This window comes from Mesonia maritima (genome assembly GCF_042433895.1).
In the GTDB taxonomy this organism is placed as follows: Bacteria; Bacteroidota; Bacteroidia; order Flavobacteriales; family Flavobacteriaceae; genus Mesonia; species Mesonia maritima.
Genome location: NZ_JBHLUA010000027.1, coordinates 104,018 through 116,695 on the forward strand (window position 1 = coordinate 104,018; position 12,678 = coordinate 116,695).

Annotated in this window: 11 protein-coding genes and 1 pseudogene; 6 read left to right on the plus strand and 6 right to left on the minus strand. The window is 34.0% G+C overall.

Going from position 1 to position 12,678, the window contains the following annotated elements; all coding sequences use genetic code 11:
• Positions 1-329: 329 nt before the first annotated feature.
• From ACFFGL_RS14140 to ACFFGL_RS14165, 6 genes are all read left to right on the plus strand, one after another.
• Positions 330-1,736, plus strand: a complete 1,407-nt coding sequence (locus ACFFGL_RS14140) for a glycosyltransferase (protein ID WP_309727699.1) — start codon at positions 330-332, stop codon at positions 1,734-1,736.
• Positions 1,737-1,920: 184 nt separating this feature from the next.
• Positions 1,921-3,705, plus strand: a complete 1,785-nt coding sequence (locus ACFFGL_RS14145) for an AMP-dependent synthetase/ligase (RefSeq protein WP_309727700.1) — start codon at positions 1,921-1,923, stop codon at positions 3,703-3,705.
• A gap of 121 nt (positions 3,706-3,826) precedes the next feature.
• Positions 3,827-5,272, plus strand: coding sequence for a BspA family leucine-rich repeat surface protein (locus ACFFGL_RS14150; protein ID WP_309727701.1), 1,446 nt, complete (start codon positions 3,827-3,829; stop codon positions 5,270-5,272).
• A 403-nt stretch (positions 5,273-5,675) separates the two neighbouring features.
• Complete coding sequence (locus tag ACFFGL_RS14155; protein WP_309727702.1) at positions 5,676-6,230, plus strand: TetR/AcrR family transcriptional regulator; 555 nt, start codon at positions 5,676-5,678, stop codon at positions 6,228-6,230.
• 63 nt (positions 6,231-6,293) lie between these two features.
• On the plus strand, positions 6,294-6,824 hold the full coding sequence (locus tag ACFFGL_RS14160; RefSeq protein WP_309727703.1) for a RidA family protein: 531 nt from the start codon (positions 6,294-6,296) through the stop codon (positions 6,822-6,824).
• Positions 6,824-7,729 (plus strand): NAD(P)/FAD-dependent oxidoreductase, encoded by a 906-nt coding sequence (locus ACFFGL_RS14165; protein WP_309727704.1) that lies wholly within the window; start codon positions 6,824-6,826, stop codon positions 7,727-7,729. Before ACFFGL_RS14160 ends, ACFFGL_RS14165 begins: the two co-directional genes overlap by 1 nt.
• 841 nt (positions 7,730-8,570) lie before the next feature.
• Here ACFFGL_RS14165 and ACFFGL_RS14170 read toward each other — a convergent pair.
• From ACFFGL_RS14170 to ACFFGL_RS14195, 6 genes and pseudogenes are all read right to left on the minus strand, one after another.
• Positions 8,571-9,320, minus strand: coding sequence for a class I SAM-dependent methyltransferase (locus ACFFGL_RS14170; protein WP_309727705.1), 750 nt, complete (start codon positions 9,318-9,320; stop codon positions 8,571-8,573).
• Positions 9,311-10,048: a DUF2071 domain-containing protein gene (locus ACFFGL_RS14175; RefSeq protein ID WP_309727706.1), complete on the minus strand. Its 738-nt coding sequence runs from the start codon at positions 10,046-10,048 to the stop codon at positions 9,311-9,313. Before ACFFGL_RS14175 ends, ACFFGL_RS14170 begins: the two co-directional genes overlap by 10 nt.
• Positions 10,049-10,052: 4 nt before the next feature.
• The gene (locus tag ACFFGL_RS14180; RefSeq protein ID WP_309727707.1) at positions 10,053-10,436 is read right to left on the minus strand and encodes a DoxX-like family protein; all 384 of its coding nucleotides are present in this window, start codon (positions 10,434-10,436) and stop codon (positions 10,053-10,055) included.
• Positions 10,437-10,568: 132 nt separating this feature from the next.
• Positions 10,569-11,024: pseudogene (locus tag ACFFGL_RS14185) on the minus strand (GyrI-like domain-containing protein).
• Between the two features lies 1 nt (position 11,025).
• Positions 11,026-11,658 (minus strand): hypothetical protein, encoded by a 633-nt coding sequence (locus ACFFGL_RS14190; protein WP_309727708.1) that lies wholly within the window; start codon positions 11,656-11,658, stop codon positions 11,026-11,028.
• A gap of 114 nt (positions 11,659-11,772) precedes the next feature.
• Complete coding sequence (locus tag ACFFGL_RS14195; protein WP_309727709.1) at positions 11,773-12,678, minus strand: DUF5655 domain-containing protein; 906 nt, start codon at positions 12,676-12,678, stop codon at positions 11,773-11,775.

Here is a 12,678-nt window from a genome sequence, read left to right on the forward strand (position 1 = left end):
GTTGTCTAAAAAGTCTATTGCTGTCAACCTGAACTTGATTCAGGTTCTCATACTGATTGTTATTTCAGTAAGATGAGATTCTGAAAATAAATTCAGAATGAAACTTTTTTACTCTTTTTAGACAGCCTTTTTCTTTGTTCTTTATAGAAAAAACGAAAGAATAAACACCTGAAAAAACCGTAGAAAATTGATGTTGATTTCCACACTAGTGTAGAAATCTTCCACACTTTAAAATTCACGCCCCTTAACTAGGTATTGATTTTAAACACCTTAGCGAATGGCATTAAACTTGGCTTCTATTAATAAAAAAATAGATACCAAAAATCGCTATGCAAAATTCAGAAATTACCGAAAAATCATCATTTTTAGCTACCATAGAAAAATTCACAACCGCTAAGCCCTTGGTGTTGGCAGCAACTTTTTTATTGCTGTTTGGAGCCGTTTTTTTAACCTATTTTTTTCATCCGTATTTTGAAGAAATTCAAATCGACCGACTCAATTCATTTTGGGGAAATTTACTGGTAGTAGCCGGAACAGTAATATTAACGGCTAATTTAAGTTTTCTTGGCTATATTTTTATTCTTTACTTTAAATACAAAGTCACAAAAGCTGTCTCCGATGAAGAATTACCAAGCTGTACCATAATCGTTCCTGCCTATAATGAAGGAAAATTGGTGTATAAAACCCTCATAAGTTTAGCTGAAAGTAACTACCCTAGCGAAAAAGTTCAACTTATTTCTATTGATGATGGAAGTAAAGACGATACTTGGCATTGGATGCAAAAAGCGAAAAACGAATTAGGAGATCGCGTAGCGATTTACCAACAACCAAAAAACAAAGGAAAAAGACATGCGCTTTACCGTGGGTTTCATTTGTCAACCGGTGATATTTTTATAACAGTAGACAGCGATTCTATTGTAAAGAAAAACACTTTACGGAATATGACGAGCCCGTTTGTAGTAAATTCAGAATGTGGAGCGGTTGCAGGAAATGTAAAAGTATTAAACAATCAAAAAGCACTCATTCCGCGTATGCTTAATGTGAGTTTTGCTTTTAGTTTCGAATTTGTTCGTTCTGCGCAAAGTGTGTTAGGTTCTGTTTTATGTACCCCTGGCGCTTTAGCCGCGTATAAAAGAGAGGCAGTTTTAAATTGTCTCCCAGCATGGATTTATCAAACTTTTAACGGTCAGCCTTCAGATATTGGTGAAGATCGTGCAATGACCAATATGATTTTAAAGCAAGGCTATAAAGTATTATTTCAACGCAACGCGTATGTTTATACTAACATTCCAGAACGTTATAAAAACTTATACAAAATGTTCATCCGCTGGGAACGTAGTAACGTACGTGAAAATATTGCGATGACAAAATTCGCCTTTACAAATTTTAGAAAAGGTTCAAAAACAGGAACACGAATTTTACTTTTAAACCAATGGTTTAAAATTTTATTAGCCTATCCCCTAGTTTTATCTATGCTGTTTTTTATTTGTATGTATCCACTTTTATTTTTGAGCTCATCTCTTATAGGAATTTTAATTTTTTCTAGTTTTCAAGCTTTATTTTTCGCTAAAAAACATAGTCTCACAGAATCATTTTGGGCATATCCCTACAGTATATTTTATACCTTCAGTCTTTTCTGGATAACGCCTTATGCTATTGCTACAGCAAGTAGAAGTGGTTGGTTAACTAGAGAGTTGCCTGTTCATAAAATTAAAAAATCACAATCCATAGCGTAGTTAATGTATGGGAAAAGCCAAAGGGTTTTTCCGTAGCATAACGCATAGGAGTTAACTTTTAGGAATCAAACAATAATTAACCTGAATCATAGTTAATTAGCTATTTTTTTGCATGTTTTTTTAAAAATTTAATACAAAATGAGCGGTTATTTTTATATTTTGCAGTGTAATTAAGACCGCTCTTATGACTCAAGTTAAAAGACTATTCGATTTTCCTTATTATCAGTTAGAAAAATTCAATCTTAACAAAGCCCTTGTGACCAAATACAATGGCGAGTGGATTGGTACTTCTACTGAAGAATACATCGCAAAAGCTAATCAAATTAGTCGTGCGCTTTTGCGAATGGGCGTAAAATCGAAAGACAACATCGCACTTATTTCAACTACCAATAGAACCGAATGGAATATAATGGACATCGGTATTCTGCAAATTGGGGCGCAAGATGTACCTATTTATCCCACAATTTCTGAAGATGAATATGAATATGTACTGAATCACAGCGAATCTAAATATTGCTTTGTTTCCGATAAAGAAGTACTCGCTAAAGTCAAAAAAATAAAAGATAAAGTCCCGAGTTTGGAAGAGGTCTATTCTTTCGATGAAATTGAAGGCACTAAAAACTGGAAAGAACTTTTAACGTTAGGTGAAGACGATAGCAATCAACAAGAAGTTGAAGACATAAAAAAATCGATTAAAGAAGACGATCTTGCTACCATTATTTACACTTCCGGTACCACGGGGAAACCTAAAGGCGTCATGCTTTCCCATAAAAATATTGTAAGTAACGCTATAAATAGCGCTTCGCGTTTGCCTTTAAATGAAGGTAGCAATGTAGCGATTAGCTTTTTACCGGTTTGCCACATTTACGAGCGAATGTTACTTTATATGTATCAATATAGCGGGGTAACTATTTATTTTGCTGAATCGATAGAAAAGATCAGTGACAATTTAAAAGAAGTCAAGCCACACGTCATGTCGGCCGTTCCGCGTTTATTGGAAAAAGTTTACGATAAAATTATCGCCAAAGGAACAGCCCTTACAGGAATAAAAAAGAAATTATTTTATTGGGCGGTAGAACTCGGTTTAAAATATGAACCATACGGCCAAAATGGTTGGTGGTACGAATTCAGGTTAAAAATCGCCCGAAAATTAATTTTCAGTAAATGGGAAGAAGCCTTAGGAGGAAACCTAAAAGTAATCGCTTCAGGAAGTGCCGCGCTTCAACCCAGATTAGCACGCGTTTTTAATGCCGCGGGAATTGGCGTGATGGAAGGCTACGGACTAACCGAAACTTCGCCGGTGGTTGCCGTAAATGATATGCGCGATAACGGGTTCAAAATTGGAACGGTTGGAAAACCAATTCCAGAGACGGAAGTTAAGATTGGAAAAGATGGCGAAATTCTGGTTAAAGGTCCGCAAGTAATGCTAGGCTATTACAAAGATCAAGAAAAAACCGATGAAGTATTGCAAGAGGGGTATTTCCATACGGGCGATATTGGCGAAATAGATAGCGATGGGTTCTTAAAAATCACCGATCGTAAAAAAGAAATGTTTAAAACTTCCGGTGGAAAATATATTGCGCCGCAAACCATTGAAAATGCGATGAAGCAATCGCGTTTTATCGATCAGATTATGGTTGTCGGTGAAGGCGAAAAAATGCCAGCGGCATTCATTCAACCGAATTTTGAATTCATTGAAGATTGGGCGAAACGTAAGAAAATTGAGCTGGGTGATTCTAAACAAGATTTAGTAGAAAATAAATCGGTTATTGAGCGAATTCAGGAAGAAGTAGATTTTTATAATGAACGCTTCGGAAAATGGGAGCGCATCAAAAAATTTGAACTGACACCGGAAATTTGGTCGGTAGAAAACGATCACCTCACCCCTACCATGAAAATGAAACGAAAAGTAATTAAAGAAAAATATATGGAATTGTACAATCGTATGTACGAACATCCTTCTTCATAAAACTTTTTATAGCGACTATTCTAAACCTCTAAATAAAATTATTTAGAGGTTTTTTTATTTTTAATCAACTGATTACAAGTAAATTAATTTCATTATCTTTAGTAAGCTTAAAACCAGACTTATGAAAAATTTCTACCTTTTTTTAATAGTATTCAGCACTAGTTTATTTGCTTTCGCTCAAAATGAGTTTATGACGACGTGGCAAGTAACAGCTAATGATTTAAGTATTACCATTCCCACTACTGGAACGGGTTATAATTATAGCATCAATTTTGGAGACGGGAATTCTCAAACCAATGTAAATGGTGATGTCACCCATACTTATTCAACTGCCGGCATATATACGGTTAGTATTTCAGGAAATTTTCCGCGGATATATTTTCATAATGATCAACCCAATGCTAATAAGATTTTAAGTGTAGAACAATGGGGAAATAATCAATGGCAATCCATGGAAGCCGCCTTTGCAGGATGCGAAAATTTAGAAATTCTCGCCACTGATGTGCCCGATCTAAGCCAGGTTACTAAGTTAGACTGGATGTTTAATTCTGCTACAAGCTTCAATCAACCCATTAATAATTGGGATGTTTCAAATGTAACTTCCATGAGGGGAATGTTTTATAATACAACTAGTTTTAATCAACCGCTAAACAATTGGGACGTTTCAAACGTAACCGATATGAGCTATATGTTTGTAGCCGCAAATTCTTTTAATCAACCACTAAATAATTGGAATGTTTCTAGTGTAACCACCATGGAATGGATGTTTAATTCTAACCAAAGTTTTAATCAGTCTTTAAATAATTGGGATGTCTCCAGTGTTACCAATATGGACAAAATGTTTAACTCGTCCATCTATAATCAACCGTTAGATAACTGGAATGTTTCAAATGTTACCAATATGAGTTTCCTGTTTAGTAACAGCAAGTTTAACCACCCTCTAAATAATTGGAACGTTTCAAGCGTCACCAAAATGGATAATATGTTTAGCGTTACCGAAGATTTTAACCAGCCCTTATCCAATTGGGATGTTTCCAATGTTACCAGTATGTTTGGTATTTTCATTAATGCCCACGGGTTTAATCAAGATCTTTCGACATGGAATTTTAATGAGAATGTAAATTTTCTAGAAATTATTTATAATAGTGGAATAGACCGAGCAAATTATGACGCGTTGTTAGGACAATTAGTAAACTTAGGGTATACTGATAAAAGTATGATCGCTAAAAATCTTTTTTACTGCAACGAAGAAGATCGAAACTTTTTAATAAATAATTTAAACTGGAATATTTCTGAAGATACATTAGCGGAAAACTGTAGCCTATATAGTAATATTTCTAAATTATCTTCACTTCATATTTTTCCGAATCCTGCTACCTCAACAATATACCTCACTAATACTACAACACTCGAAAAAGTAGAATTATTTAATTTACAAGGAAAGAAAATTAAAACCCTTAAAGGGGCACTTCAACAGATGGATATTAGCGAATTAGAAACAGGAATTTATTTTATAAAACTCTTCGCAAAAGAGAATAGCAAAACCCTTAAAGTAGTAAAACGTTAAACTTAAGTAGCCTATAAAGAAGTTAGTACCTTCCTTTTACCCGGTCGATTTTCATGGTCAAGAGCGATTGTTTTTCTCTTACCTCAACATAAAAGAACCGCTACTAAAAGGCTTACGCCTACCTACAAATTTACACCTTTTGGATAAGAGGATGTTCAAGCCGGAATAAATTAGTATCGGTTATGGTTATAGACAAGATTTCACTCATTCTTGCATACATCGCTTTTTTTGCTTTCCGGAACGTCCTTGGTGAGTGACCTGAATAAAAACAATTTTACCGGTCAGGGAATAGCCCAGACACGTGTCAATTATGTTAAGTTGACCCGATGTATGTTTATTGATAATTTAAAAATTAAAACAAATGTCACACATTTGAGAAATATTTCTATCTTTGCTTTATCTTATGACTGATACAAAAAAACGAATCATAGAATCTGCTATTAGGATCTTCAATGAAGATCTATCGGCTCCTTTACAAAAAGTTGCGGATAATGCTGAAGTGACCAGAAGAACATTACATCGTTACTTTAAAGATCGTAATGAACTTGTGGCGGTTTGTAAACAAGCGATAGAATCGAGTTGTAAAAAAGCAATGATAACGGCTATTCAGAGTAGCAATGATGCGCTTGTCCAATTAGAGCGAATGCTTTACGCCGGGATTGATTGCGGAGCAAAATATTCCGTTTTTTATAAACAGCACCAAAGTAAAGATCATAAACATACCCACCACAATAAGAATTGTGCGGATTACGATTACATTTATAATCAATTTCAACGTATTATAATCGAATTACAGAAAGAGGGAAAAGTGAATCCGGCAATGTCCCCGGAATGGATACAGGTTTTACATTCAGGAATTATTGAGAGTACGATTAACGCCCGAGAAATTACCACTAAAAGTTTTGAGGAAATCAAGAACCTGGCCTGGACCTCCTATATCAAAGCGATAGCACCTTAAAAAAATTTAAATAGAAATGTCTCAATTTAGAGACATTATAATGTAACACTTAAAACAAATCTTATGAGAACAAATGTAAGATTGACAACATTCAAATTTCTGTTTCTTTCTACATTTTTTATAACAGTGGCAAGTTGCAACCAAAAAGCCAACACAACAGTCGAATCCAAAAATCAAGTCCTGCACGAAACCTTAAAATCAGAAAAGCCGGACTATTTTCTGTTGCGTCCAGATTTAGAAAAAATGTACGGTTATACACAAGCGGTAAGAATTGGGAATAGTGTGAAAATTGGAGGGGTAATCAGTATTGATGAGAAAGGCAATCCAATTAGTAAAGATGATTTTAAACAACAAATGAAAAATTGCTACAATAGTATAGAAACAATTTTAAAGCACTACAATTGTACTTTTAATGATGTAGTACTTGAAAATTTATATACCACAAGTATGTCCGAGCTACAAAAAAATGCTGGCTATCGCCACGAAATCTACAAAGACCATTTCCCGACGGGAAGTTGGATAGGCGTAAATGAATTGGGCCTTCCTGAAATAATGATTGAAATAGAAATTGAAGCACTTATTCCTGAAAACTAATGAAAACTAACAAATTTGAAGTAATTATCGTAGGCGGCAGTTACGCCGGCCTCTCCGCAGCAATGGCATTAGGACGTTCCCTGCGAAAAGTGTTGATCATCGATAGTGGCCTGCCATGTAATCGACAGACCCCGCATTCGCATAATTTCATTACGCAAGATGGCGTACCTCCTGCAGCAATTGCAGCAAAGGCTAAAGAACAAGTCTTAAAATACAAGACGGTTGATTTCGTTAATGCTCTTGCGTTTAGTGCGGAAAAGATAGAAAACGGGTTCGCTGTTTCCACTAAATCAGGAGAGAAATTTACGGCTGAAAAAATACTATTTGCTACGGGAATAAAAGACTTGATCCCTGATATCAAAGGTTTCAGCGAATGCTGGGGAGTTTCCATGATTCATTGTCCCTATTGTCACGGCTACGAATTCCGAAATAAGAAAACAGGCATTATGGCGAATGGGGAGCGAGCTTTTCATTTAGCTTCACTGGTAAATAACCTCACTGATAATGTAAGCATCCTCACAACCGGAAAAGCAGATTTTAAATCCGATCAACTAGCAAAACTGGAAGCTCATCAGATAGCTATCATCGAAACTGAAATCTTAGCAATCGAACACCAAGAGGGACATTTGCAAAAAGTAGTCTTCAATAATGGAGAAAAGGTAGCTTTTGATGCGATTTATGCAGCATTTCCCTTCAACCAACATTCCGACATACCGGCTTCTTTAGGCTGTGAACTAACAGAGCACGGCCATATCAAGGTCAATGAATTTCAACAAACAACTATTGAGGGCATATATGCCTGTGGCGACAATTCGACAATGATGCGTTCTGTGGCTACTGCCGTGGCCAATGGAAACCTCGCCGGCGCCATGATTAATGCAGAATTAACCAAAGAACATTTTTAATAAAATTAAGACAATGATTGAAGTATTCACCACCAATATCCCAAATCAAAATATGGGAAAGCAGATTATAAAAAGCCTTAAAGTAGTAAAACGTTAAACTTAAGTAGCCTATAAAGAAGTTAGTACCTTCCTTTTACCCGGTCGATTTCCATGAACTAGAGCGGTTGTTTTTCTCTTACCTCAACATACAAGAACCGCTACTAAAAAGGCTTACGTCTCTTTGGCTTTATGGTCGAGCTCTGTGGTGAAATGCGATCTCATAAATCAATTTCGTACAGTAGGCTTTTCATTTCATATTTATTCAGTCGAGTTGAACAAAACTCCTTTAAAAGTTCTTTTTTGTCGATTTAAATATCTTTTAGAAAGTTCATACGAAACTGAAAATCCATGTAGATTCTCAGAAATAAGCTAGAGCTTATAAGTTATTACCTCCTAGCTTTTTCTCACGTATAATAGTTTATCAAAAATATTGAACTAAAATATATCCAAAATATTGAAAACAATATATGTATTCCTGTCTCGAATTTTTTTCCTTTCCAAAGGTCAGATGAATAAACAAAAAATTGAATAAAAAGCCTAATTGTCCAAAATACTCCTAATCCTAATGATATTTTTTTTCCGAGATTCGTTTCTATTAGTTCGTTTATGGATGTCAGGCAGAGTAACCCCATAAGAAATACTGTAAAGGCAATAAAAAACGTATGTACCGTCATCATTTGTCGATTGATTAAACTCAACGATTTAAGCTCTTTTTTCCAACTAAAGTATTTTGGAAATATAATGTGAACCAATGCTAAAGCAATTAATAAAATACCAATTATTTTAAAGTGTATTTCCATAATTAGTTACAATTAAAAATTGACATAAATGGCGTAAATTTTTTTTCTTTAATCGATGTAAACTCCGCTTCCTCAAATGCCTTTTTCCAAGTTTCTTTTGAAAAAAAATGTGTAAAACCGATTGTAAAAGCTAAAAAGTTTGGAAAATCTCTCAAGTGTTCAACCATAATCACATTTCCGTTTGGTTTACAAACTCTACGGCATTCTTTTAAGAATTGAACTTTTTCATCGTATCTACGAATTTCGTGAATTGCTGATATTAAAAAGATAGTATCAACGGAACTATCCTTTAAAGGAATTGAATTTGAATTGATTTGTTGCGTGTTAGGATAAACCAAACTCACTTTTCTTGCTCGTATTATCGCAGGTTCAGTATGTTGTTTGGCGTTGTAGAAATCATAAACCTGTAAATTAGATTGAGGTAAAATACTCTTTATAATATAACTTGTTTCGTCAAAGCCAGCATTAATGTTTAAATTGAATTTGCCTTTCGCATCTTCTATTTTCATTTTCTTTAACCAGTCAAAATTATAAAAGCCAGAGAAATCATAAACATAGGCAGAAACAAATAATGGCATTATCAGTCCATACATGAATGCTGAAATAATCACCCAGAACAAAACGGGATGCCAATTAAAAAGAAATTTACTACCTATAATTAATGCTAAAGCTATAAAGCCAACAACATAAAAGTGTCGGTTGAAACTTAAAATATTTACTACTCCTTGAAAATTTCTTCTCTTTATTTCCATTCTTCAATTTTACCTTTTTTCCAATAATATGGAATATTTCTAATTATAAAAGCATTTGCCAATAATGGATTTTCAAGTTTTAGTGTATTTAAAAAGTTGAATTTATATTCAATCACGTTTACTGGATTTGGTTTCCAGTTTTCTCTCACGCCTTGAATGATTAAAACTTCTTTAGTTTCTTCGTTATAGGTAAACGTAAAAGGCAAAGGACCGGCAAACCTTCTTGCTTCCTTCCAGTCTGCAAAAGGCGAATGTTCAGGTAACGAAACTTGTTTTTCCGTATTGTCAAAGATGATTTTAAACTTTGATTTAACAGATGATATTTCTTTGGTGTTTCGTTGTTCAATTTGCTTTATGTCTGTTGTGGTGTAATTGTAATGGGTAAATATGTTTCCGAAGAATTCCATTTTCCTTTTGTTTGTTTCTGATTTCAGAATATACAAACCACGCAAACTTTTGCCTGCATTATTTTTGTAACGCACAAAAACACGATAACCAATAAGAAAAAAATCGTTGCCCATAAATTTCGGAAAACCTTTTGGTCGTAGGTCTTTTGTTTGAACCATGGCAACCGCAACAAAAGCCCATTTGTCTTGAAATGTGTCAAGCTGTAAACATGCTGGAATAAGACTTTGTAATTGTTCTTTTGGAACCGCAAAAGTCAACACAAGCGAACTTTCAAAATACGCTTCAACTGCAAATGGATGGTCTTTTAAAAATGGTAACATCAAGTTATTGGGGTTGGTTAGTGTTAAGATAAAATTCGTTATAGTAAACAACTAAAATAAAAATAAATGCAAACAATAAATTTAGTCTTCCCCAAAGCAATAAGTCAGGAACTAGAATAAATTCAAAGATGTTCATTATTGCAACTACTAAAATTTGGGAAACAGCATTTAACTTTGTTTTATAAGCACTTAAAATCCAAACAGCCATAACTATTTCTGAAAGTCCAATTAAGATTGCCAATAATCTGGAATACTCGTTACCTAGTATTCTTGCAATAATTTGTTCGTGTCTTGGAACAAGGTTTAGCACCTTACAAAATAACCCGTTTACAATCCAAACTAATGCAATGCAAAGAGTAAGAGTTTTGTAAAGTTTTCTATTTGCCATTATTCAGCAGGATTTTTTTCAGCTTGCAAACGGTTTCATATAACCGTCAGTTATGGTTTAAATTAGCGATTTTTCTCGTTTTAGCACTAACTTTAGTAATTGCGGGCATACACTGTATTGGTACCCTTTTCATTAATCAATCGCAATGAAAATTTCCACTTCAGATTTTTTTCCTTTTTGGGAATTTTGTTCATAAACTTCAAAATCCGCAGTATATTTTCTGTTAAGTTCTTTATCCTTTATCCAAATCTCTTTCCAAGATTCCACTACCGCATTTGGCATTTGCCCTTTTGCAACAAACTTTCGATATTTCCCTCCGCTGAACTCTTGTCCAATTAGTCCGTTTGGAATTTCGTCAAGCGAGTTTACTTTTTGTCCGATAATTGTTTTATATTTTGCTTTATAATCAGATTCATAATTGGTTTAAATCGAATAAATTTCGTCACTTATTTTATTAGGTATTTTATTCGGTACATTTTCGCCATAAAATTGCTCCCAAAGTTTACCTAAATCCTCGGCAGATTTTCCGTTTTCATTTGTCGTTTCAGTTTCTATTCCGATTATTTTGAAATTTTCAATATGTTCCATTTTATTTTTTTGGGTGTATATCTTGAAGTTGTTGTCCCTTCAGTTTTATTGAAGAGATTTTGATTAAGAAGTCATAAAGGTTATTTCCTAAGTTATTGTGCAGCTTATATGGTCTTGAGCCTCTTTTTGATGTCATAGCATTAATTAGATGGTCAGTAGTCAAACCATTGTCATTTAGAAAAGGTAAAATATCAAGTAGTTCTCCATTATTGTATTGGGGCTGGAAACTGTTGTCTGGATGAGCCTTTAATGTGTATCGTCTACGTCTGGAAAAAGGATGATGATTATGAGGTGGATTAACCCACTTGTAATGGTGTTCATACGTTTGGTCATTGTCAACGATTGGGTTATTTCTTTTAATGCGGTTTGCATTTGCCCAGAAAAGTTTCTTGTCAATTACGAAAACGCAGTCACAGTATAGTTTGTCAAAGTTAGGGTATGTGTCACCAGAAACCCAAAAGTTGATTTGTCCAGACTCATTTGGCAGTTGTGTAATGTGACAATATGTGTGCAGAAATTGTCGATTCCATATGTAAGGGTCTTCATTTCCCCCAAAGTTATCGCGATAGACGGTCAAATTGTCAAATTCACTTTTTTGTCTTCTTGGATGATATATTAGGTAATTGGTCGTCATTTTTTAATAACTTACGTCGTGAGATATTGTGTTGTATTTTCGTGCTTTATTTTCTTTTGTTTTTTTCAACTCGGTTTTCCAGTTCACTTTGTTTAAAATCAAATCAAATATGTATTAAATCGCCTGTTTAATCAAACTCATTATGTATTCTAAATCTTTTGTGTCTTTTATAGAAATTTCGCAATCTCCATTTCCCCAATGTCCTTTATTAGATACATCTTCGGTAATACCTTTAGGATCATCTAACTTACCAAACCCCATGTTAATAAAAAGTCTTATTCTATTTTGAAGAACCACTAGATCTACTAGGTTTTTATTCTTTTTAAAAGCGATATATAGTTTTTTAGGCTCAAGTTCTATATCATCTGCAAGGTTTAGAATCGCCTCTTTAAAAGTTTCATAAAGCTCAATAATCTTATCTGATTTATTATCAAGATGGTCTTCTTCGGTATAAACTTTTATTTCTTTTGCTACTGATTCTAGTTTTGAGTTTGAAGAGGTAATCGGTTTAATACTTTCGGCAGCTTTACTTTTCTTAATTTGGTTAACGCTAATCAAATTATTCTCATAGCGTTTAACTTCCCATAATTCAATGGCGATGTCTTTAAAATTTGTTGCTGTTTTTTGATTTTCTGTAAAGCCCGTTGAAACAAAAACTACTCGGGTTTGACTCCAATCTACCTCAGAGCGTTTTAAATTAGTTTTTAAAGTTTCATTATATTCTACAATAAAATCAGCTTTATTCTCAAGCATCAAGCTTAGGTAAGTAAAGCCTTGATCTACAACGCTTATATTTTTGTTTCTTTTATATTCTATAATTATAAATGCCTTTGATTGGGTATCATACGCTAAGGTATCTATCCGCTTATTTTTAATCGAGAATTCAGATTTCACCAACTGTAAATCCATCAACTCGTTTAAATTAATTTCAAAAACCTGCTGAATCTCCTTTTCTAATTTGAAAGGTTTTTCTTTTAAGATAGTTATTGAACTTTTAGGATTTAAGTTATATAAGTGCAT